The sequence below is a fragment of the Microcoleus sp. PH2017_12_PCY_D_A genome, assembly GCF_020738565.1.
In the GTDB taxonomy this organism is placed as follows: Bacteria; Cyanobacteriota; Cyanobacteriia; order Cyanobacteriales; family Microcoleaceae; genus Microcoleus.
In genome coordinates, this window is the sequence record NZ_JAEQCI010000058.1 from 46,965 (window position 1) to 70,414 (window position 23,450).

General features: G+C 45.3%; 21 protein-coding genes. 11 read left to right on the forward strand and 10 right to left on the reverse strand.

All coding sequences use genetic code 11. The features are described 5' to 3' along the window. Positions 1-44: 44 nt before the first annotated feature. Positions 45-719, reverse strand: coding sequence for a HEAT repeat domain-containing protein (locus JGK39_RS17915; protein ID WP_293216441.1), 675 nt, complete (start codon positions 717-719; stop codon positions 45-47). A 364-nt stretch (positions 720-1,083) separates the two neighbouring features. On the opposite strand from JGK39_RS17915, the gene JGK39_RS17920 reads away from it, so the two are divergent. After that, on the forward strand, positions 1,084-3,543 hold the full coding sequence (locus JGK39_RS17920) for a CBS domain-containing protein (RefSeq protein WP_293251872.1): 2,460 nt from the start codon (positions 1,084-1,086) through the stop codon (positions 3,541-3,543). A 695-nt stretch (positions 3,544-4,238) separates the two neighbouring features. Here the strand turns inward: JGK39_RS17920 and JGK39_RS17925 are convergent. The 8 genes from JGK39_RS17925 to JGK39_RS17960 all read right to left on the reverse strand — a co-directional run bounded on the left by JGK39_RS17925 (position 4,239) and on the right by JGK39_RS17960 (position 12,027). Beyond that, positions 4,239-6,617: a tyrosine-protein kinase domain-containing protein gene (locus JGK39_RS17925; protein WP_293251874.1), complete on the reverse strand. Its 2,379-nt coding sequence runs from the start codon at positions 6,615-6,617 to the stop codon at positions 4,239-4,241. 665 nt (positions 6,618-7,282) lie between these two features. Then, entirely contained in the window at positions 7,283-7,429 is a 147-nt protein-coding gene (locus JGK39_RS17930; RefSeq protein WP_293251876.1) for a hypothetical protein, read from the reverse strand. 578 nt (positions 7,430-8,007) lie between these two features. Continuing rightward, positions 8,008-9,435: an MFS transporter gene (locus JGK39_RS17935; protein WP_293251878.1), complete on the reverse strand. Its 1,428-nt coding sequence runs from the start codon at positions 9,433-9,435 to the stop codon at positions 8,008-8,010. Then, positions 9,432-9,740 (reverse strand): hypothetical protein, encoded by a 309-nt coding sequence (locus tag JGK39_RS17940; protein ID WP_293251880.1) that lies wholly within the window; start codon positions 9,738-9,740, stop codon positions 9,432-9,434. The genes JGK39_RS17935 and JGK39_RS17940 overlap by 4 nt, the downstream gene beginning before the upstream one ends. Positions 9,741-9,850: 110 nt before the next feature. After that, on the reverse strand, positions 9,851-10,408 hold the full coding sequence (locus JGK39_RS17945; protein ID WP_293296974.1) for a Uma2 family endonuclease: 558 nt from the start codon (positions 10,406-10,408) through the stop codon (positions 9,851-9,853). Between the two features lie 140 nt (positions 10,409-10,548). Beyond that, positions 10,549-11,103, reverse strand: a complete 555-nt coding sequence (locus JGK39_RS17950; RefSeq protein WP_293251884.1) for a hypothetical protein — start codon at positions 11,101-11,103, stop codon at positions 10,549-10,551. A gap of 109 nt (positions 11,104-11,212) precedes the next feature. Then, positions 11,213-11,890: an ATP-dependent Zn protease gene (locus JGK39_RS17955; protein WP_293251886.1), complete on the reverse strand. Its 678-nt coding sequence runs from the start codon at positions 11,888-11,890 to the stop codon at positions 11,213-11,215. Then, the gene (locus JGK39_RS17960) at positions 11,887-12,027 is read right to left on the reverse strand and encodes a hypothetical protein (protein WP_293296976.1); all 141 of its coding nucleotides are present in this window, start codon (positions 12,025-12,027) and stop codon (positions 11,887-11,889) included. Before JGK39_RS17960 ends, JGK39_RS17955 begins: the two co-directional genes overlap by 4 nt. A gap of 107 nt (positions 12,028-12,134) precedes the next feature. On the opposite strand from JGK39_RS17960, the gene rseP reads away from it, so the two are divergent. The 4 genes from rseP (at position 12,135) to rpsN (ending at position 15,589) form a co-directional block, all read left to right on the forward strand. Continuing rightward, a complete protein-coding gene (gene rseP / locus JGK39_RS17965) occupies positions 12,135-13,235 on the forward strand; it encodes an RIP metalloprotease RseP (protein WP_293251890.1) in 1,101 nt (366 codons plus the stop codon). Positions 13,236-13,360: 125 nt separating this feature from the next. Then, positions 13,361-14,098, forward strand: coding sequence for a Uma2 family endonuclease (locus JGK39_RS17970; protein ID WP_293296983.1), 738 nt, complete (start codon positions 13,361-13,363; stop codon positions 14,096-14,098). 228 nt (positions 14,099-14,326) lie between these two features. Continuing rightward, a complete protein-coding gene (gene nth / locus JGK39_RS17975) occupies positions 14,327-14,971 on the forward strand; it encodes an endonuclease III (RefSeq protein ID WP_293251892.1) in 645 nt (214 codons plus the stop codon). A gap of 315 nt (positions 14,972-15,286) precedes the next feature. Further along, complete coding sequence (gene rpsN, locus JGK39_RS17980) at positions 15,287-15,589, forward strand: 30S ribosomal protein S14 (protein ID WP_293142737.1); 303 nt, start codon at positions 15,287-15,289, stop codon at positions 15,587-15,589. Between the two features lie 281 nt (positions 15,590-15,870). Here rpsN and JGK39_RS17985 read toward each other — a convergent pair whose 3' ends face one another. Continuing rightward, on the reverse strand, positions 15,871-16,200 hold the full coding sequence (locus JGK39_RS17985; RefSeq protein WP_293251894.1) for a hypothetical protein: 330 nt from the start codon (positions 16,198-16,200) through the stop codon (positions 15,871-15,873). A gap of 65 nt (positions 16,201-16,265) precedes the next feature. Between JGK39_RS17985 and aat the strand changes: the two genes are divergently transcribed. The 6 genes from aat to JGK39_RS18015 all read left to right on the forward strand — a co-directional run bounded on the left by aat (position 16,266) and on the right by JGK39_RS18015 (position 23,369). Next, complete coding sequence (gene aat, locus JGK39_RS17990) at positions 16,266-16,844, forward strand: leucyl/phenylalanyl-tRNA--protein transferase (RefSeq protein WP_293296985.1); 579 nt, start codon at positions 16,266-16,268, stop codon at positions 16,842-16,844. A gap of 69 nt (positions 16,845-16,913) precedes the next feature. Next, positions 16,914-18,062 carry a HEAT repeat domain-containing protein gene (locus tag JGK39_RS17995; protein WP_293322315.1) on the forward strand — a complete coding sequence of 383 codons (1,149 nt, stop codon included), beginning with the start codon at positions 16,914-16,916 and terminating at the stop codon, positions 18,060-18,062. Next, positions 18,019-18,294 carry a hypothetical protein gene (locus tag JGK39_RS18000; protein ID WP_293308682.1) on the forward strand — a complete coding sequence of 92 codons (276 nt, stop codon included), beginning with the start codon at positions 18,019-18,021 and terminating at the stop codon, positions 18,292-18,294. The genes JGK39_RS17995 and JGK39_RS18000 overlap by 44 nt, the downstream gene beginning before the upstream one ends. Positions 18,295-18,579: 285 nt before the next feature. Further along, the gene (locus tag JGK39_RS18005; protein ID WP_293296981.1) at positions 18,580-19,365 is read left to right on the forward strand and encodes a Uma2 family endonuclease; all 786 of its coding nucleotides are present in this window, start codon (positions 18,580-18,582) and stop codon (positions 19,363-19,365) included. Positions 19,366-19,803: 438 nt separating this feature from the next. Further along, positions 19,804-22,371 carry a leucine--tRNA ligase gene (gene leuS, locus JGK39_RS18010; protein WP_293251900.1) on the forward strand — a complete coding sequence of 856 codons (2,568 nt, stop codon included), beginning with the start codon at positions 19,804-19,806 and terminating at the stop codon, positions 22,369-22,371. Between the two features lie 101 nt (positions 22,372-22,472). After that, entirely contained in the window at positions 22,473-23,369 is an 897-nt protein-coding gene (locus JGK39_RS18015; RefSeq protein ID WP_293251902.1) for an alpha/beta hydrolase, read from the forward strand. Positions 23,370-23,450: the final 81 nt, after the last annotated feature.

The following is a 23,450-nucleotide window of genomic DNA, read 5'->3' on the forward strand; positions in this document are numbered from 1 at the left end:
CTACTGCTTTTACAGATTTTTGGTGAACCCGCCTCTAAAAAATTTTAGGCTTCTGTTTTCTCTAAGCGATTGAGAGAAAATGTTGCGGCCTCAGCTACTTGAGAATTTTTATCTTTTTCTAAGTATTTCAAAGCCGAAACGCTCTTCACACTCGGCAAATGCCCCAAAGCTTCAGCCAGCCTCTGCCGGATCAGCCAATCTTCTGACTGAGCAAAGTTGAGGATGCGATCGATCGCGCCCATGTCCTTAATTTCCCCCAAAGCCGAAATTGCCGCCTGCTGGATCACCACTTGCTCGCAGTCGAGAGCTTTCAGCAGCACGTCGCGAGCCCGGGGATCTTTGAGATTTCCCAGAGAAACAGCAGCACTGAAGCGCACCAGCCATTCTGTATCCTCATAAAAAGCGCGCACCAAAGCCTCAAAAGCTCTGATATCTTCCAGATAGCCCAAAGCACCCGCAGCGTCAGCACGAATGCCGTAATCCGGGTCTGTTTCTAGCAATTTGACTAGAATGGGATAGCATTCTGCTGTCGGTTTGACACCGAGAGCAAACACAGCCATCGATCGCACTTGCAAACTTTCGTCGTTCAACACCTTTTTAATCAAAGGTACCGCCGTTTCAGCCGGCACGTTCCGCAAGTTTGCCAAAGCCACCATGCGATCGGCTGAGTTTTCGCTTTCTAACTTGGCTGCAATTTGCTCTAAGCTTAAAGTTGTCATTATGGGTAGATTTTGTAGTAAAACTTTACATTCTGCTTATTTTGATTATAGGCGGGTCTCAGGAAAAAAGCAGGCAGTAAAAACCGCCCCAGGATTTGAGCTCAGTGAAATTACGGATTAGTGAGAGTATTAATCTAAAGCTCAAATTGCATGAAAATAATAAATGAGCAAGTCTATTATTTAAAATTCAACCACAGGCGAGGTGTTTGGGCCGTTCCCTAAGGCTTTGCCCGATTGTTATACCATTTACACAAAATAATGCAAATCGAGGGAAGCTCCAAACCCTTATGCAATAAGCTATTCCCCATCGAAAATCAAAAATAGAAAATGGTATTAGCCGTTCTCCGATCACCTGCAATTAACTATGCCCTTTTATCACCCGCCCTTTTACTCCTCAGCCTTAGAACAAGCGATCGACCGCTACCCCCTAACAGCCGGGCCAGAAACTTCCCTAGCAGTGGCGATCGCCCTGATGAGTCAGTTGCAAAACAGTTGTCCCCTAGTCAAAGGGCCTTTATCCTCAGACAAGGGGGCGATGAGCGAATCAGCCGCGCCGGACAAGGTGCGGGCCCGCTGCGTCCTCGTCGTGCAGAACCAGCAGACTATCACCACAGGCAACTTATCCGAAAACCCCAGTCGCGGGCTGTTAATCGGCATACTAACCCCCGCCGACTTAGTGAGGCTGATTGCTTCTGGCAAAATAAACAGCCTGCAAAAAGTAGCCCTCCACAAAATACCAATTGCCGAAGTCATGTCCCCGGTGTCGGTTTCCCTCACAGAATCCGACGATCAAGACGTGTTTACCGCTTTATCGTTATTTCGCCAGCACCGAATTCGCTATTTGCCTATTGTCAATCAATTCCGGCACTTGGTAGGAGTGCTGACGCGGGAAAGAATTCGCCAAGTATTGCAGCCTTCCAACATTCTCAAATTGCGGCGGGTAGCAGAATTGATGACTACGCCAATTACAGCGCCCCACACCGCCTCGCTGCTGAGCATCAGCGAACTGATGTCCGAGCATCAAGTCAGTTGCGTAGTCATTACAAAAAACAAAGAATTAACAATGGAGAAGCCCAAAGAGGACTCTACCTCGGTTTTTCATTATTCCTTTCACCAACCTTTAGGAATTGTTACCGAATACGACATCGTGCAGGCGCAGTATCTAGAACTAAATTTCGAGCAAACCCCAGCTCAAAAAGTCATGAGAACTCCCCTGCAATTTCTGGAACCTTCCGATTCCCTGTGGACGGCGCACAAACAAATGCAGCAGCAACAAGTGCAGCGGTTGGTGGTGTGCGGCGGGCGCGGAGAACTGTTGGGAATTATTACTCAAACCAGCTTGCTCAGAGTCCTCGATCCGACAGAAATGTACCGAGTTGTCAAACAGTTGCAGCAGTCGGTTTATCAACTGCAATCGGAAAAATTGGAACTGCTGCAAAGCCGCAATGCTAAATTGGAACAGCAGGTGCGCGAACGGACTGCCAAACTCCACGAACAGGTGCAGCGCGATCGGCTGTTAACTCAAATTTCCTTCCGAATTCACCAATCCTTAAACCTAAACGAGATTCTCCACGCCAGCGTCGATGAAGTCCGGCAAGTTTTGCAAGCCGACAGAGTGGCGATCGTGCGTTGGGAATCGAGCAATTGCGGCATTTTTGTGGCAGAATCCGTTGCCCCCAACTGGTCTTCTATCTTGGGAGAAATGATGCCAGACAATATTTGGCAGGAAGATGCCTTTGCGATCGAACAGGAGATTTATGCCGTCCCAGACATCGACAAAGCTAGTTTGAGTGCGGAAAAATATGCGCGCTTTCAGCAAGCGCAAATCAAAGCTTATTTGATTGTACCAATTTTGCAAGACGGCAATTTGTGGGGGATGATGTGCGTCCATCAGTGTTCCAAACCCCGGAAGTGGCAGGCTTCGGAATTGGATTTGCTGCTGCAACTGGCAACTCAAATCGCGATCGCCATTCAGCAAGCCCAACTCTACCAGCAAGTACAAAATCTCAACACCGACCTCGAACGCCAAGTCCAAGAACGCACCGCCCAATTGGAACAAAAAGTGCAGGAACTCCAGCATTTAAACATTCTAAAAGATGAATTTCTCAGCACGGTTTCTCACGAACTGCGGACGCCTTTATCTAATATGAAAATGGCTATTCATATGCTGAGAATTTCTCCCACACCAGACAGGCGCCAGATTTATTTAGAAATTTTAGAAACAGAATGTACTAGAGAAACCGATTTGATTAATGCTTTGCTCGATTTGCAGCGCCTCGAAGCAGCAACTTGTCCGATCGACCTCGAACCAGTAAACTTAGCAGTCTGGCTGCCTACAATTATCGACCCGTTTTACACCCGCGCCCAGAACCGCCACCAGCATTTGCGAGTAGAGTGCGATCGCCAACTCCCCACGATCAGTTCCAACCGCGCTAGTTTGGGACGAATTTTAGCAGAACTGCTCAACAATGCCTGCAAGTATACTGCCAATGACGGCGAAATATCTTTGAAAGTTGAGTGCATCAAGGGAGACGGGGAAAAAGAAGGAAGCGGCAAAAATTCCGCACAAGCAAGTGTTAGGGCTTCGGAAATTCAATTTACATTCAGTAACCAATCTTCCATTGCGATCGAAGAATTGCCTCGAATTTTCGATAAATTTTATCGAGTTCCCAACGCCGATCCCTGGAAACAAGGAGGTACAGGTTTGGGTTTAGCTTTGGTTCAAAAACTTGTGGAACAGTTACAGGGAAAAATTGAGGTTGAAAGCAGCAAGGGCTGGACTAATTTTACCGTCACATTTCCTACCAAGCCAGATACAAATTAGTCCGCCACTAGCCGATTTTAGATTTGAGATTTGAGATTTTAGATTGACTTGCAGCATTGAATCTGGGAAGTTGAACAGGAGTCTAAAATTTTGGGGTGGGTTCATCTTGTTTACTCTGATGATACCAAATCCGGGTTTACTACCCCCTTTTATTGGTAGCTAATTTTTCCCAATCTCCCCGTCTCTCTGTCAAAAAATAGAGATAGGGGTTATTTAACCCAGATTTACCAGAAAGAATTGGTTTAATATCATGTCCGATCGAACGATTACAATAAGATTGGTTCGTAGTGAGGACTTTAGTCCTTCATTTGCAAGGACTAAAGTCCTCACTACAAACCTTTTTATTACTGGCGATCGACCGGACATGATATAAAGCCTCTGCCTTTTAAGGAGATATTAAAATCCGACTATTCATTACTCCAATCCTCGGACTTCTAGGTAGAGGTCGCCCTCAATTGTCAACTGTCAACCCAACGACTGCGCTCGGGGGCAAGCTGTTAACAGTTAACTGTTAAATGTTAACTGTTAACTGTTAACTGTTAACTGTCATAGCAAGTCTGGGTTATTCACCCCCTTTATAAATTGTAGGGTGCGTCGCTCGTTTAATCTCGATCGTAAGCGAGAGTTGTTCCTAGCGACGCACCCTAGGATCTCTGTTAACTGTTAACTGTCACAGGTCAACTGTCAACTGAATCTCATTCTTTTTTGGGAGCTAGTTTGCGGATGCCAGACGGTACTGGTGTCAAATTCAAATATTCATGTTTATCTTCCACAAGTGATGATGATTTAGATATTTGATACTTCTTGCCTTTGGTAGGGTGATTAGCCACGGTGCCCAAGCAGGGTATGCCAAAATTTTCTAATTGACTGAAAACTGTTTTGACTACAGAAAACTTCACCTGGCGAACTGATACAACCATCAGTATTCCATCTGTGCGCGCCGCCAAAAAATTCGTATCTTTACTATCAACCAGCGGTGGCGTATCGTAAATAACTAAGTCAAATGTGGCGTGCAGTTCTTCCATTAAATACTGCATTTGAGATGAGGCCAGCCGTCTGGCAGTACCGGGGACAGGAAGACCGGCAGTTAATACAAAAAGATTCTCTGCTAGGTGCGATCGCTGGATAATTTCATCCGGTTCATTTTTATTTTCGAGCAAGTTGCTCAATCCATTGACATTAGGCAGTTCCAACAGCCTGTGCAGGCTGGGTGAATGCAAGTTCGCGTCTACCAACAGCACTCGCTGACCCGCCAGCGCTGCCACGTGGGCTAGATTTAAAGCAACGGTAGATTTGCCTTCGCCAACTGTAGCCGAACCAACTACCAAAGAGCTAATCGTTCGATTTGAAGAAAGAAAGCGGATATTAGTATAAAGAGAGTCAAAAGCTTCTATAAATTCCGAAGCATTTTTATGATTCCCCTGTTTGCCTTCAAGATAAGCATAGGCATTAGCAATAGAAGGCGGAAATTTTTTAGCATTTTTGTCACGAGGAATTACTCCCAATAAAGGCGCATCAAACGCATCTTTAATGTCATCAGCACAGTAGAAAACATTGCGGATTTTTTCAATAAGAATAGCCGCTCCCAGACCTAACACGAGTCCTCCAAAAATCCCCATCACAAAGTTGTTTGTACTTTTCGATGCCACTGGAATGTATTTGCCTGTTTTGATATCTTTGGGGATTTGGGGTTGAGAAATAACTTCCCAAGGTACTTGGCTTTGGGCTGCTTGGACGCGCAGAGTTTCCCGCTGAGTTAAAAGTTGCTGGCGGCTGGTGGAAGCTATGTCTAATTGCTGTTGCAGTTCGTTGTAGCGACGAGCTACAATCGGAAAATCTCTTACTTTTCGGGTCAAATCTTCTTTACTTTGGGCGATCGCCTGACTGCGAGCTTCTAAGACTTGAACTTGGTTCGCAGTATCCACCAATTGTTTGATCAAGCCTATGCGAATCGAGTTTTGAAAATTCTGAACTTTAGAATTGGCTTGAGAGCCTACCAAATTTTGTCCCAAAATGCGATCGGTTTGCTTGTTGAGCAAAGCTACTAAATTTGCCCGCTTGCGCTCTAAAGCTTCCACTATAGGGTTAGCAGATTTAAAACGAGCTGTTTCTACAGCAATCTGACCTTCTACTTCCTTAACCTTGGTCAGCAACTCTTTGTATTGAGGTTCTTCGCTTAAAGCTGAAGCGGCAATAGCTTCATTTGGTGTAAAATCCAATTGTTTTTGCAAGTTAGCGTACAGCATTTTCTGTTCCTGTAGCAGCCTTTGAGTTTCTAACTCTAAAGTTTCTATAGCCCGAACTTGCGCGATCAATTGCCCGCCTTGTTCTTTAGGATCGGTAATTTTTTGCTGCTGCTGTATCATCTGTAACTCAGACTTCAGGTCATTTACGCGCTTGTTGAGTCCCGGAAGCTGGTTTTCAATAAAATTAACACCTTGACCAATGCGAGTCTTGCGTTCGTCAAGGCTGTACTTTAAATATTTCTTTTTAGTTTCTTGTAAAACGAACTCAACTAACTCAGGGTCTTGCCCCAGGAAACGAACTTCCAAAATTTTAGTTTGCGTCAACTCATTTTCTCCGAGGCGCAACACGAGTAATCCTTTTTTAAGAAGTTCCTCGGTCATTTCTGGATATTTTTGTTGGACTTGTTTGGTAATAGCCGACAGCATCTGAGGGCTCTGGAGAATTTGAAGCTGAGTTGGATAGTCCAAACTAAAAAATTCTCGATTAGGCACTCCACCCCCCTCACCGCGATTGGCGAGGGCAGATGCGTCGGTAAGTCTTGCCTCAGTTGTCACGGGTTCCACCAGTATCCGAAAATCGCCTTGATATGTTTTCTTGCCTCCCTTGACCTTATAATAAACTCCACCGCCTGCTAGAGCTACAATCGCAATGATAACTAGGGCTTGTCGCCCAAAAGTCCTGAACAAGGGCTTGAGATTCAATCCTTTCTGAGGCGGCCCGCTTACTTCTTCTCCCTCGTCAACGGGAAATTGCTGCACCTGTCTGCTCTGGTTGCTAATTGGTACGATATGAGCGTCCTGTTCTTTTTCCATGTTGACCTCTTTCATATTGTTTTGGTAAAATCAGCTTGGTTCTGCGAGCCTTCTGGTTGATACTTTCACCCTTGACTTCAGGATATCACAGGAGATTCTGGGTTGGTTGGTTCTATTTCCTGCCCATAGTTCTCACTACTTTCACATAGTATACAAAAATAACTAAATCCATAGGTTGTGCCGGCTGCAAAAGTTATTTTACTAACCTAAGAGAGAGTTGTCTCCAACTGTATTTCTGTCGGCTGTGTTCTGCTTGTATTCCTGGTTTGTCGGTTACTGTGCCAAGTTTTTCTGGTATCTCTGAGCTTCACCGCAGCTCGCGCCATAACTTTACCAAAATTTTACAATTTCCCGTCACACCTGGGCCGCCGATCGCGCTGGTATTGCCTTGTCATTTCTGCCATTTTTGCGATCGCCACCAATAGCTGCACTACCTGTTAACTTACCCGCTTTCCCGATCGGCTAAAAAGTTTTGGATTTTCCACGTAGATATAATAATTAACACCATTGGGCCGATTTGTGGAACGACAAGTAATCCAATCAATTTCCGACAAAAATCTTTCTTTATCTTTTAATTGTCAACTTTTTGAAGATTTGGATGACTGTTTAACTTTACATAATTAAACTGCCGGACAATCATATCACAAACCGAGTTCAATAGTGGGTAAACGACATAAAAATTAATATTTTGTGATTGCAAAGTCGATCGACATTTGGAAAAACTCAAGGCTTCTAGATTTTGCTACCGGGCGGATGGCGCTGGGCGATGCGATGTTTTGTCGCAGAAACACGGGGTTTCTGGGCTTTTCCACAATTGCTAAAACCATCGCTGCGATTCGCCCATCCGACTATGAGAGCTATAGCAATACTAACGGGAAACGCGCAACGGGCTGTTTTTTTTTCGACAAACCGATGATATCATGTCCGATCGATTGACCCTAATAAGCAAGGTTTGTAGTGCGGACTTCAGTCCGCAACCGAAGAGCGGACTGAAGTCCGCACTACAAACTGATGGTAATCAACCGGACATGATAGGAAAGAAGTTTAGGACACCTTCGTAAGAAAATACAAATGGTTGGCAAGCGTTCTAATTATTGTTCGGGAATATCGCCCGGATAAGCTGTTGGCAATTGTGTTTTTTTTAGGCTGATTATAATTCAATACGGTTTACTTAAGACTATTTATGCCCCGGAGATCCCCCTCGCATCCCCCTGATTGTCGGGGGACTTTAAGAGCTTTCTTATCCCCCCCTTATTAAGGGGGGTTAGGGGGGATCGATCTTAAGTGAACCGTATTGGATTAGAATTGCATTGCCTCAATCTTTGATTGAGAGGAAAACCGCCGAGCGACGATGATGAATTTCATGATAGGAGAGCGCATGAATGCAATCAAAGTCTATTAAAGCTTAGTGATTTTGTGCTTTTTTTTCTCGAAGTTTCAACAAAATTTCTGCGTGAACTTCGCGGGTAATCGGATAGAAATAGGTGAGAATCATGCCGCAAATTAAAGCAATTGTGGGCAGCGGCCCGATCGCAACTCGAATCGCGAACAGTGCAGAATCCGGCTGTACGGGTGCAGCCTCTCCCTGAACAGTGGCAAGAAATCCAGCTTGTTCTAATGCTTGGCCTACCAACCACAAGCCGATCGCCAAACCAATTTTTTGCAGCAAAACCATAAACGAATAGAACACGCCTTCGCGTCTTTCGCCTGTTTGGAGTTCGTCGAGTTCAATCACATCCGGTATCATCGACCAAGGTACGAGATAAGCAGTGGAAACTCCCACACCTGCCATAACTGCTAACAGGTACATCTGAACTACTTGTCCGGGTTGCAGGAAAAACAGTCCGGCTTGGGCGATAATCCACAAACTCATGCCCATAAAATAAACGGCTTTTTTGCCATATCGCTCGCTAACTCTACTCCAAACAGATAACATGGCGAGTGCGGTGCCTTGAACTGCGATCGCAGTTTGGGTAAAAGTGGCTGGTGGCAGATTCATCCAGTTGATGACAAAGTAGGGCAAAATCGAAGCAGTTAATTGCACTCCCAGCCAAGAACAGAGGTAAATTCCAATTACGTACAAAAAAGGGCGATTGTTAAATGCAATCCGCAACTGTTCTGCGATCGGCAAAGAGGTAGAATTGTCTTCTAGAGGATTTTCTTGCAATTGAGAGAGGACGTGTTTGCGGGTTCCGAAAAAGCACCAGTACAAAGGCAATACTGAAATTACGGTACAGAGTGCGCCTAATATTATGTATTTTTGGATGTCATCTTTAACTAAGGCAAAGATAATTTGGGCGATAATTAACGATAAAATGCTGCCGCCGATCGAGAAAGTAAACCGGAAACTGTTAAGGCTAGTGCGTTCGTTGTAGTCTTGGGTTAATTCTGGGGTGAGGGCGGTGTAAGGCAGGTTGACGGCGGTGTAGGCGGTGTTAAACAATATGCCGATCGCCACATAGTACCAAAATAGTATCGTAGGATCTTTGCTGGGCACAATCCACTGCAAAAAGAAGAAGATCCCGAAAGGAATTGCGCCGTAAACCATCCAAGGATAGCGGCGGCCCCAGGGGTGAGAGGTGCGATCGCTCAGAACCCCCACAATCGGGTCATTTACGGCATCCCAAACCTTGCCAATTAGCAAAATGTTACTAGCAGTCCCCGCAGCCAAACCCGCCACGTTGGTAAAGAAAAACAGCAGGAAAAATACCAAAACATTCGCAGTAATTGCGGGGCCTAGGTCTCCCGCGCCGTATGCTAACTTTGTGGAGAAGCTGAGTTTTTTGGTTTGGGGGTTGTCGGCGGCCCTTTCAGGGGGGGAAGTGTTGCTCATAAACTTTGATTTCGGGATTTTTGGGCGATCGCAGTCTTTCCAGTAGGAGTATAACTCGCGCTACGCTGTAATACTAAGTTTTTTTTGGGCGATCGGGACTTTCCTGAAGAATTGGTAATTGGTAATTGGTAATTGGTAATTGAATAGTAGGGGCGGGTTTCACCAACAATCTTTAATGAGTACCAACAATCGAAATAAACCCGCCCCCACCCAGCGACAACAATCTTTAATGAGTACCAACAATCGAAATAAACCCGCCCCCACCCAGCGACAGAAACTCGATCGCACATTTTCAAATTTCCCAAAAAGGTCAATCGCCCATGGATAAATTACGTAGGGGCGCCTTTAACCAGCAACATTTATCTGTAGCCCCCCAAATCAATAAACCCGCCGCCTAACTATACAAATAACTCCCTTAAGGAAACAATCGCCCTACCTGAACTTCTATTTCGGGAAATGCCAACATTGACAAAATTCCATATTCATCAAATATAGTTTCTTGTCGGTAATTTCCCCCCACAGGTTCGCGAAAAACATAAACTTGCCGCGTGTTAACATCAAGTATCCAATAATCAGCAATTCCCGCCTCAGCATAAACCCGTGCTTTGCGGTTGCGGTATGTTTCTAAAGTCGTGTCAGCTACTTCTACCAACAACAAGATGTTAGCGGGGGCGGGATGAAAATCTTGGTACAGCCGAATGTCGATTTGCACGACAGCAATATCCGGTTCAGGTTCGGAATTTGCGCTCAGAGTAACGGGGTCTTGGATGCGAATTAAAGCGAGTCCTGCTAGCAGATTTCTCAGATAGTCTGCCGCACAGAGATTAGTTGCAGCATGGGGAGGATTTTTAGCACTCATTGAAACAATTTGTCCGTCAATTAATTCGACTCGTTCATCTGGATCGAGAATACCCGTTTCGGTCATGCGGCGGTATTCGTTTACAGTCCACAAGCGTACATCTGTTGCAGTCATTGCCCTATTTCCTGTTATAATTGGCGAAAAATTGACGGTGGCAGGATTTCTGACGTAGTTGCAACTAGGAAGTTGAATTTTTTAATTTTGTGAATTATTCAATCTCAAATCCCCAATCTCAAATCCCCAATCTCAAATTACTAGGTTAGCAATCTAGATTTGGCGGTAATTGCTCCTACACACCACAAAATAGCATTGACAATTTCCGAACGCTGGATGTCTTCTTCAGCTAAAAAACTGGCAAACTCTTCTTCAATATTCAAGTGGTCTGCAAAAGCATAAAGCACGCGCTTGTACTCTGTGGGCATCGGTGTTAATGTGGCTTTAACTAAATTTAACAGCGCGTTCAAACAGTTAAGCATAGTCCCTGATTCGTCATCAATATCTTCTGCATCGAGCAAGTACAGGGTTTCTGCTATGTCGCAAATAGCATCTATTTGTGTTGGCGGCTTTCCCAGTTCGCTGACATCGATATCGCAAAGTTTGAGAGCGTTAATTGCTAGTTCTGGACGGGTAAAAAATACAAGTTGACCGCCGGCTACTAAAGGCGGTTCTTCTTCTCCACAGACGATGAGAGTATAGAGATTCGGTACTTCGGTGTCGGGGTCGATGCGGAAACCGAACAGCCGCAGCAATTTTTCTTGATTTGGGTTGGCTGTTTGCAGTTTTGTTGCGAAAAGTTTTGATTGTGACATGATTTTTTAATGGCGATCGAATTAATGCTATTAAACCCGATTTCTATGCAAAATCGGGGCGGGAGTGAGACATCTACAAAGAAACTGGGTTAAAAAAGCAAGTTTTGTGCTACAAGTTTTGCTGGATGATGTCGCAGCATTCAGCGACGGTTGCTCTTTTTTCCATGGCTGCGACTAGGGCTTCGTAAGCGGATTGATGGCTTTCGATTAGGGTTTTTGCTCGCAGGGAACCCCAGTTTTGTTTGAGTTGAATTTCGGAAATAGGACGGCGCATTTGTGTTAAAATTGCGCTAATTTTTGTGCGGTCTTCTGCTCCTCCTCGGGCGTTGCCGTAAACAACTTTTTCGGCGACTATTCCTGCCATCCACACGGTGCAGTATTGGTCTAAAAGTTGGACGGAAAGTGTGCCGTTTTCGAGTTGAGATGCTAGTTGTTGGTCTGCAAATCGAACGCCGCCTTGGGCTGTTTGTCCTTGTTTGAATGCTTCAAGGGCGTTGAGGGCGTAGCTGGTGATGGGAATTCCTAACAGGTGGGCGACGAGGAAGTGTCCGGCTTCGTGGTGGAGGATGCGATCGCGCTTTTCTTTAGAACTTCCCCCCAGCAAATCTACTAATATTGTACCGCCTTGACCTTGCCACTGGAAAGTGTCCAGGGTGGCTAGCCCCAACAGGCAAAAGGTGGCGATCGCAGGTACGGCCTCTGGTAGGTTGAATAGGGGGCCCAATAATATGGAAACGGTGATGGCGAAGATAGAAATAGCGATAATATTCAAAGAAGTGTCTTTCATAATTGGGAATTGGTAACTGGGAATTGGTAACGGGTAATTGGTAACGGGTAATTGGTTTTTGAGGTAAACTCAGGTACGATCGCGCGATCGCGAAAGCCGCCGTGTCCGGTCGATCGCAGTACCGGGACTTCCGACAAAAAACATCATCTTCCAGTTTGACTGAAATTTGCAGGTCGGAAGCCACCAATCTTAAAAAGATATTAAAATAAATCAAAGTCAAGTAAAAGTGTTAGTGGAATCCTTCATGTCAGTTTTGGCAGCGATCGCAGTTTTAGGTATCTTGATTGTCGTTCACGAACTCGGCCACTTCTTGGCGGCGAGACTTCAACACATTCACGTCAACCGCTTCTCCATCGGTTTCGGGCCCATCCTGTGGAAGTACCAAGGCCCGGAAACTGAATATGCCCTCCGCGCCTTTCCCCTGGGAGGTTTCGTGGGTTTCCCGGATGACGATCCAGACAGCACTATTCCCCCCAATGACCCGAATTTGCTGCGAAATCGCCCCGTGATCGATCGGGCGATCGTCATTAGTGCAGGAGTAATTGCCAACTTAATTTTTGCTTACTTCCTGCTGCTGGTGCAATTAACCACCGTTGGCGCGCCCTCCATGAACTACCTACCGGGAGTTAAAGTCCCGGAAGTCGCTGCGGAAGTTAGTTCGGCGGCATTCCAAGCGGGAATTCGATCGGGCGACATTGTTCTGTCCGTTGATGGCAAGGAATTGGGCGCTTCCCGCGAAGCAATCAAATCTTTAGTCTCAGCAATCCAAGATCGTCCCAACCAACCCCTGGCGCTAGAAATTCAGCGCCAAGAACAAAAATTTGTGGTGACAGTTACTCCCGAATTGTCCCCCGACGGTAAAGGTAAGATTGGCGTGCAGCTAACTTCTAACGGTACCGTCGTGCGGCAGCGAGTCGGAATTGTAGAGGCATTTAGCAAGGCCGCGACTGAATTTGAGCGGATTGTAGTGCTGACGGTAGAAGGTTTTGGGCAATTAGTTAGCAATTTCAGCCAGACTGCTGAAAAGTTGTCCGGGCCCGTGGCAATTGTGGCCGCTGGTGCAGGGATTGCGCGATCGGATGCTGCGAATTTGTTTCAGTTTGCGGTATTAATTAGTATAAATTTGGCTGTGATTAATATCTTGCCTTTGCCTGCTTTGGACGGCGGTCAGCTAGCTTTTCTGTTAATAGAAGGACTGCGGGGCAAGCCTCTGCCAAACCGCATTCAAGAAAATGTGATGCAGACTGGTTTGGTGCTGTTGTTGGGTTTGGGAATTTTCTTGATAGTTCGCGATACTGCTAATTTGGCGGGCTTTGATTTGATGCGAACTCTTCGGCAGCAGTAGTCAGTTGGCAGTTGACAGTTGACAGTTGGCAGTTGATTGTTGGCAGTTTTCAGCAGTCATTAGTCATTACACAACTGATGACTGCTGAGCAATATAAATTAACCAGTAAATTAGGAGAAATAGCAATGGTCACACAACTGCAATCTCCCGAAAAAGCAAAGATTATCTATCCAGATGATAACGGCGAACCAATGTCAGATAATACCGAACAGTTTAGATTGATCGTGTGGATCAAAGAAAATTTAGAACTGTTATTTGCCAGCCGGGCTGATGTTTTTGTAGCGGGAAACTTACTGTGGTATCCAGTAGAAGGAAACAACAAAATTTCTCAAGCGCCAGATGCGATGGTAGTCTTCGGAAGACCGAAAGGTTATCGAGGCTCCTACCAACAATGGAATGAAGAGAACATTGTGCCGCAAGTGGCGTTTGAAATTTGGTCGCCGGGAAATCGGCTGACTCCGATGCTGCAAAAACTGAGATTTTACGAACAGTACGGCGTAGAAGAATATTATCTGTACGATCCGGCTAATGTGGATTTAACTATATGGGAGCGCCGAGAGGAACGATTAGAACCAATCGAACAAGTCAACGGCTGGGTAAGTCCAAGAATGGGAGTGCGGTTTCAACTATCAGAAACTGAACTGCAAATATTCAGGCCTGATGGAACACCGTTTGTGAGTTTTGTGGAACTCGCTCAACTTCGAGAACAAGCAGAATTAAGAGCCGAACAAGAACGGCAAAGGGCCGAACAAGAACGGCAAAGAGCCGAACAAGCAGAAACCATGTTGGAGCAAGAACGATCGCGCTCGCAAGCTTTAGAAGCTCGGCTCCGAGACATGGGAATTGACCCCAATCAGTTGTAAATGACTAATATCAAGTTCGATCGATTGACCGCAATAAGTAAGGTTCGTAGTGCGGACTTCAGTCCGCTCTCATGCGGAGAACTCAAGTCCGCACAGATCCGTTTTTGTTATGGTAATCGACCGGACATGATATAATATCAAGTTCGGTCAATCACTGATGACTAATGACTAATGACGTTCGCTCTTCTGGGACAGCACGAATGACTGATGACTAATGACTGATAACTAATGACTAAAAAGTTAAGTTTAAAACAAAAATCGCTCGAAATTCTAATTCGCCTCAAACGGCTGTATCCAGAAGCCCCTTGCACTCTCAACTATGAAACTCCGGTGCAGTTGATGGTGGCGACGATTCTGGCGGCTCAGTGTACGGATGAGCGAGTAAATCTGGTAACGCCGGCGTTGTTCGATCGTTTCCCGGATGCGGAGGCTTTGGCAAATGCTGATTTGGATGAATTGGAGCGTCTGGTGCGATCGACTGGTTTTTACCGGAATAAGTCTAAAAATATTAAAGCTGCTTGTTGGGCGATCGTCAACAAATTCAACAATCAAGTACCGCAGCAAATGGAACTGCTGCTAGAATTGCCCGGAGTCGCGCGCAAAACGGCTAATGTAGTCCTCGCCCACGCTTTTGATATTCACCAAGGCGTGACGGTAGACACTCACGTCAAGCGTTTGAGTCAGAGGTTGGGATTGACTGAACACGCCGATCCGATTCGGATCGAGCGGGATTTGATGCTATTGTTGCCGCAGCCGGATTGGGAAAATTGGTCAATTCGGTTAGTTTATCACGGTCGGGCGGTTTGTAATGCGAGAAAGCCGATTTGCAATATTTGCGAACTTGCCGATTTGTGCCCTTCTGCTAATAGTTAGATTTTCCACTAATGTCAGGGACAGGCTTTCCGGCCTGTTCCACAATTAAGGCATAGATCCCCCCTAACCCCCCTTCCCAAGGGGGGAACCAGAAATAAATCAAAGTCCCCCTTCTTAAGGGGGATTTAGGGGGATCTCGCAAGAGGATGTGAACGAGATATCTAAAAGTTTTTCAGCTTAAGTTGACACCAATAGCATCTTGCCTGTTACCAAAAATCTTGTCAACAAAAAAAGTAATGAAAATAAAAGCGATCGCAAATCACCAAAATATAGTAAAATAGTAGATTGTGATTTATCTAAGGATATCAACAGATTATGGCTAAAAAGAGCATGGTCGAGCGCGAGAAAAAGCGCCAAAGACTCGTAGACAAGTACGCTGACAAGCGCGAAGACCTGAAAGAGCAGTTCGACCAAGCAGCGAACCAGATGGACAAAATGGCGATTCACCGCCAACTGCAACAGCTACCCCGCGGCAGTTCGCGGACTCGCTTGCGGAACCGCTGCTGGGCAACTGGTCGCCCCAGAGGTTACTACCGCGATTTCGGACTGTCTCGCAACATGATGCGAGAAATGGCCCACGAAGGTCTTTTGCCCGGTGTTGTGAAGTCTAGCTGGTAGTACGAAGAAAGAAGGAAGAAGTTCGGCAACGGATTTTTTAACGGATTTAAAGGATAGAAGAAAGAAGGGTTTAGTTATCTAATAGAGAGGGAAGAAGGAAGAAGGAATGAAGAAAAAACTTATGCATAATCAGTAAGATTATATTTGGGGTTTATTTTTGTTTCAGATTTCAGCTAAAACCTCCTTCTTGCTTTTTCATTCTTACTTCTTACTTTTTCCTGCTTCTTTCTGACTGACATCCGTTACATCCGTTACCAAATCCGTTGCCGAACCTTCTTGCTTCATTGGCCGCAGCATTTATCGATACCGAGACTTTCGAGTAATAAGTCGCTGACGGCGTTGGCGATCGCAAATTCGCCGTAAAAGCTTTTAGAAAAATCATAGGCCTGCATTTCGGTGACGATCGCAATTACGAGGCTGCCCAAGTCGTTTTCGCCTTCCATGCGCTGGCGGAGGTAGATTTGGGCGGCTCTTTTAGCTATTTGCTGGTTGGCGGCTTCTGGGATAAACTCGGAGTCTAGCCAAGCAAGGAGTGTTTCTTGGAGCCATTGGCCTTCTTGCTCGGGGTTTTGGGCGGGCGGTAAAGTAATAGGTTCGATGGTTTCAGACATGATTATTCCTAATTGCTAATGTTGACGAATGAAAAGTTAGCGGACAAATGACAACTGATAAATTTATGCAATATGATATACCGTCAATTATACAGGGATACGCGCAAGGCTACTTCTTGATGGCCAATGACGGCGAGGAGAGTTTGGGGTGGTATTCCAGCCGCCAGCGGGCGCTGATTCCGCTGGATGAGAGATTTACCTATCCGCGATCGCTGCGCCGCCAAATCAATCAAAATCGGTTTTCGGTGGCTGTAAACCGCGATTTTGGGGCGGTGGTTGAGGGTTGTGCCGATCGAGAAACAACTTGGATTTCTAAGGAGCTCAAGCAGATTTACTGGGGTTTGTATGAGGCCGGTTGGGCCTACAGCTTCGAGACTTGGTACGGCGACGAATTGGCGGGCGGTATTTTGGGATTGTCTATAGGTGGCGCATTTATCGGGGAATCGATGTTTTACCGAATTCCCGAGGGCTCTAAGGTGGCGATGGTGAAGTTGGTGGAGAGATTGCGCGATCGATCTTATCTACTTTTCGACGCCCAAATGAACAATCCGCACTTGGAAAGATTCGGAGCATATACTGTTAAGGAAAAACTGTACAACACTATTTTACAAGAAGCTTTAAAACGCCGCTGCTCGCTATTTTGACAGCTTTGAGCTAATCAGGACTCAATTCCGCGACTGCAAACCACTTTTATTATGGATAATTAACCGGATATGATATTATCTCTTTGTGCTTGGGAGTTTTTGCGGCAATTTGAAAAACAAAAAACGATTGAATTAGATGGTTTGATTCAAATTTTTCGGGAACACTGGCGAGATGAGTCCTGGCATGAAGTGTTACGTTTAATGGCGGGAATGCTGGATGCTAAATTTACAGGTGAAATCCTGGAATACTTGATTGATGAAAATGGGGAAGCCGAAAACTTTAGTAATCTGTTTTTGGCAGCGGAGTGTGTTTCAGAAGTCAAGAATAGAAATGATATCGCTGCTATTGCTAGTAAGTTGCGCGAGCGAGTCAAAGAGTTAACTAAATACGAAAATAGCAGTGCTTCTACACCTCAAGAATATGACAACCTAGTTTATGAAATTCGCAGACAAGCAGTAGCAGCAGTTGCAGCAACTTGGAAAGATGACCACGAAACCTCACCTTGGCTCAAACAAATTGCTAAATCTGACAATAATTGGACTGTGCGACAAGCAGCCATTCAAGAATTAGCGCGCGGCTGGAAAGATGACCCCGAAACCTCACCTTGGCTCAAACAAATTGCTAAATTTGACAATAATTGGACTGTGCGACAAGCAGCCATTCAAGAATTAGCGCGCGGCTGGAAAGATGACCCCAAAACCTCACCTTGGCTCAAACAAATTGCTAAATCTGACAATGATTGGATTGTGCGACAAGCAGCAGTTCAAGAATTAGCACGCGGCTGGAAAGATAACCCCGAAACCTTATCTTGGCTCAAACAAATCGCTCAATCTGACGATGATAGAAATGTGCGAAAAATAGCAGTTCAAGAATTAGCACGCGGCTGGAAAGATGACCCCGAAACCTTATCTTGGCTCAAACAAATCGCTCAATCTGACGATGATGAGGATGTGCGACAAGCAGCAGTTCAAGAATTAGCGCGCGGCTGGAAAGATGAGCCCGAAACCTCACCTTGGCTCAAACAACGCGCTCAATTTGACGATGATAAGTATGTGCGATGTGCGGCCGTTCAAGAATTAGCACACGGCTGGAAAGATGACCCCGATATCTTACCTATCCTCAAACAACGCGCTCAATTTGACGATGACAAGTATGTGCGATGTGCACAAGTATGTGCGATGTGCAGCAGTTCAAGAATTAGCACACGGGTGGTGTAAAGAGGACTCCGAAATCTTTGAATTATTGTGCGATATTGCTATTAATGACCCCGTTTATCGCGACTATGATTGGCAAATTAGCCCCCGGCAAACAGCTCTTGCAGATATTATTGAGCTATATCCCGATCGCCCTCAAACTTTAGAACTTGTGCGCGATCTGGCCCAGAACGATCGCGACCAAAACCTCCGCGAATTTGCCCAGAAAAAATTGGCAGAATTAGAACGCAAATGAGCGATAGATTCGATCGCAGATAGCCATTTTTTCTAATTTTAGGGACTTGTCGTTGGGTAGGGGCGGGTTTATAAGATTATTGGTTTTCAACATAGATGCTTGGTAAAACCAGCCCCTACAAAATTATCAATTACCAATGATAAATTGCGGGTTAAAAAATATTTATGTAGGGCTGGTTTCACCCACAATAATTGCCTGAAACCCATAATATCGTAAACCCGCCCCGACCCGATGACTACCATAAATAGTATAATTAAACCAAGATACTTCTCGGAGACAACCACAATGCAAGTCACAACAGAAGAAATTATTTATCCATCCAGCGACGGTCAACCAATGGCAGAAAGCACCATTCAATACAAATTAATTGTCACGATCAAAGAAGGTTGCGAATCGCTGTTTGAAAATGACCCCAACGTGTTTGTAGCAGCCGACTTACTTTGGTATCCGGTTGAAGGTAGACCAGATATTTCTCAAGCACCGGATACGATGGTGGTATTTGGCAGGCCAAAAGGCGATCGGCCTTCCTACATACAATCTCGCGAAGAAAATATTCCTCCCCAAGTCGTCTTTGAAATTCGCTCCCACAACGATAGTAACACAAAAATGAACAAGAAACTTTCATTTTACTATCGTTATGGAGTCGAGGAGTATTACGTTTACGATCCCGAAAAAAATCAGTTAGAAGGTTGGCAAAGAATTGAAGGAATCTTAGAACCTATTGAACCGATGGAGGGATGGATAAGTCCCAGACTGGGAGTGCGGTTTGAGTTACCAGAATCAGGGTTAGAAATCTATCGCCCTGATGGAGAAAGATTTCTTTCCTATTCCGAAATAAATGCAGAGCGGCTATTAGAGCGACGGCGCGCAGAACAAGAATTTCAGCGTGCAGAACAAGAATTTCAGCGTGCAGAACAAGAATCGCAGCGCGCCGAACAAGAATCGCAGCGCGCCGAACAAGAATTTCAGCGCGCCGAACAAGAAGCTCTCAAGGCTCAACAAGCAGCTCAAAACTCTCAACTTTTAGCTGCCAAGCTGCGGGAATTGAACATCGATCCAGATAGCATTTAAGCCGGAATAAATGCTAAGAAACCAGATTTGTCAAATAAATCTGGTTTCTGGGAATTGCAGTTATTTATGCTTTTAGGACTTACGCATTTGTGACTCCTCGAAACCGGGTTTTTTGCGGTTCGATCGACTGTAACGAACTATTCTCCTAAAAACCCGGTTTATGACCACGCATTTGTGACTCCTCGAAACCGGGTTTTTTGGGGTTTTGCCGACTGCAACCAAATATTCTCGTAAAAACCCGGTTTCTGACCACCCGCGCATAAGTCTGATTCTTTTAACCTAGCGATCGCCCCCGATCGCAAATTCCATATACTACAATATATAATACAGGTATTAGAGCCAAAATCCTTGGGGGTGCAAAAGAATCCTAATCGCGGCCCCATGAATGTGCAAAAATACTGAAGCCAACCTTACTAAACTCTGCACGGAGCAATTGCTGTGGACTCCAGATACAACCCCCAATCCATAGAAGAAAAATGGCAACAGACATGGGCTGAGCAAAACTTAGACCAAATGCCAGAAGACAGGGAAAAGCCTAAATTTTATGCCTTATCCATGTTCCCCTACCCGTCGGGAAGCCTGCACATGGGACACGTCCGCAACTACACAATCATCGATGTAATTGCCAGACTCAAGCGGATGCAAGGCTATCGCGTACTCAATCCCATGGGATGGGATGCTTTTGGTTTGCCGGCCGAAAATGCCGCCATCGAACGCGGAATTCCCCCCGCACAATGGACATATCAAAATATTGCCCAGATGAAAGGCTTATTTCGCAGCCTGGGTATTTCTTTCGACTGGGGAAAAGAAGTTACAACCTGTTCTCCCGATTATTATCGGTGGACGCAATGGCTGTTTTTGCAATTTTTAGAAGCAGGATTAGCATATCAGAAAGAAGCCGCAGTTAACTGGGACCCGATCGACCAAACCGTCTTAGCTAACGAACAAGTAGACAACGAAGGTCGTTCCTGGCGTTCCGGTGCAAAAGTCGAACGCAAATTATTGCGGCAGTGGTTCCTCAAAATTACCGATTACGCCGAACAGTTATTAAACGACTTAGATAAATTGCCAGATTGGCCCGAAAGAGTCAAATTAATGCAAGCCAACTGGATTGGCAAATCTGTCGGCGCTTACTTAGAATTTCCCATCGTCGGCATGGATGAAAAAGTCGCCGTTTTCACCACTCGTCCCGATACAATTTATGGCGTGAGTTACGTTGTTTTAGCACCGGAACATCCGTTAACTCAGCGCGTGACCACGGCAGACCAAAAAACCGCTGTTGATACCTTCATCAAAGAAGTTGCATTGCAAAGCGAAATGGATCGCACGGCCGATGACAAACCAAAGCGCGGCATCCCCACAGGCGGCAAAGTAATCAATCCTTTCAACGATGAAGAAATCCCAATTTGGATTGCCGATTACGTGCTGTACGAATACGGGACAGGCGCAGTCATGGGAGTACCCGCCCACGACACGCGAGATTTCAAATTTGCCAATCAATATGAACTACCAATTAAAGTAGTAATTGTCGATGATGATGAAGTTCCGCTGACGGAAGCTTACACAGAACCAGGAATTATGATTAATTCCGAAAGCTTCAACGGGATGGATTCAATTAAAGGCAAAGCCGCAATTATTCAAGCTGCCGAAAATTCAGGTTGTGGCAAAGCGCGCGTGCAATATCGCTTGAGAGATTGGCTAATTTCTCGCCAGCGTTATTGGGGCGCTCCGATTCCGGTAATTCACTGTCCCAACTGCGGAACAGTCCCCGTCCCACAATCCGATTTACCTGTATTGTTGCCGGAAAATGTACAATTTACTGGCAAAGGTTCGCCCTTGGCAAAGATGCCGGAATGGGTAAACGTTCCTTGTCCGAGTTGCGGCACTCCGGCGCAGCGCGAAACGGATACGATGGATACTTTTATGGATTCATCGTGGTATTTTTTGCGCTATCCCGATGCTCAAAATCACGAGCAAGTCTTTGATTCTGCGAAGACGAATGATTGGATGCCGGTAGACCAATATGTCGGCGGCATCGAGCACGCAATCCTGCATTTACTGTATTCGCGGTTCTTTACGAAGGTTTTGCGCGATCGGGGTTTGATCGATTGCGACGAACCATTTAAGCGCTTGTTAACTCAAGGAATGGTGCAAGCAAAAGCCTACAAAAATCCTGTGACTGGCAAATATGTTGCTGCATCAGATGTAGACCCAGAGAATGCTAAAGATCCGCAAACTGGCGAAGCTTTGGAAGTCTTTTACGAGAAGATGTCCAAATCTAAATACAACGGTGTTGACCCCTTGGAAGTTATGGGGAAATATGGGGTTGATACGGCGCGGATGTTTATTTTATTCAAGGCGCCGCCAGAGAAGGATTTGGAGTGGGATGATGCTGATGTGGAAGGGCAATTCCGCTTTTTAAATCGCGTTTGGCGCTTGGTGACAGAGTTTGCTTCACTCCCCAGGGCGGGCACGGGGGCACCGCCCCTACAAGGGGGGGAGAAAGAGTTGCTAAGTAAAGCTGAAAAGGATTTGCGGCGAGCGATTCATACGGCAATTAAGGAAGTTCGAGAAGATTTGGAGGGCGAGTATCAGTTTAATACTGCTGTTTCGGAAATGATGAAGTTGAACAATGCGTTGGCTGATGCTAAATGTAAGGATTCATCTGTTTATGCAGAGGGAATTAACACTTTAATTTTGCTGTTAGCGCCTTTTTCGCCGCACATTGCTGATGAATTGTGGCATTTGATTGGTAACAGCGAATCTGTACATTTGCAAGCTTGGCCTATTGCCGATCCATCTGCTTTAATTACAGATGAAATTACGCTGGTAATTCAAGTTATGGGTAAGACGCGCGGCACTATTCAAGTGCCTTCTGGTGCTGATAAAGCTGCTTTGGAAAATTACGCCCGCGAGTCGGATTTGGCTAAGCGTCATCTTGAAGGTAAGGAGATTAAAAAGGTGATTGTGGTTCCTGGAAAGTTGGTTAATTTCGTTGTAGCTTGAGTGAGCGAGTAAATAAGTTTGTAGTAAGGACTTTAGTCCTTAAAAAATAGCTGAGTAGGACTAAAGTCCTTACTACGAACCTAATTTTAAAAATGAGATTGATGAAAAATAAAAAGCACGACAGGTTAAAGTTGCTATTTTTAATGGCAAAAATTTTGGCGATCGCCTACATATTTTTCTGTATACTGTTGTTTGTTCTGCAAACTCGCTTCATCTTTCAACCAACATCTGTAATCCAAAAAACACCCGATGCTTTCAACATACCCTACGAAGAGGTTTGGTTGCCAGTTAACGGGCGATCGCCCAAAACGCCCAAAACAGACAAAATTCACGGTTGGTGGCTGCCAACCGCCAATCAACAGCCGCTGGGAACCCTATTGTACCTGCACGGCAAGGGCTTTAACATCGGTGCGAATATCAATCAATCTTACCGCTTTCGGCAATTGGGTTTTTCCGTATTGCTGATAGATTACCGGGGTTACGGGCGCAGTCAAGGCAGTTTTCCCAGCGAATCTCGAATCTATGAAGATGCGGAAACAGCTTATAATTATTTAGTCAAACAGCGGCAATTGTCGCCTAGCGATATCTTTTTGTACGGCCATTCACTCGGAGGTGCTGTTGCTTTAGAATTAGCAGTTGCACATTCGGAAGCTGCGGGCTTAATTGTGCAAAGTTCGTTCACTTCCATGCTAGATATGGTAGAACGCCAAAGTTTGATGCGGCTGTTTCCGGTGCGGCTGCTGCTGACACAAAAGTTTGATTCTTTGAATAAAGTTAAATTGCTCAAAATTCCGGTTTTGTTCGCCCACGGAACTGCCGATCCTTTGATTCCTGCTCCGATGAGTGAAAAGTTGTATGCTGCTTCTGGTGAACCCAAGCAAATTTTGCTGATTCCTAACGCTAAGCACAATAATGGAGATGCTTTTTTTAACAGCAGCGAATACCGCCAAACTATTGTTGATTTTGCCGAACAATCTAAAATTAAGATGAATAAATAGGTTCGTAGTAAGGACTTTAGTCCTTTCTTATTGGATGGGGACTAAAGTCCTCACTACGAACCTATTAAGATGAATAAATAG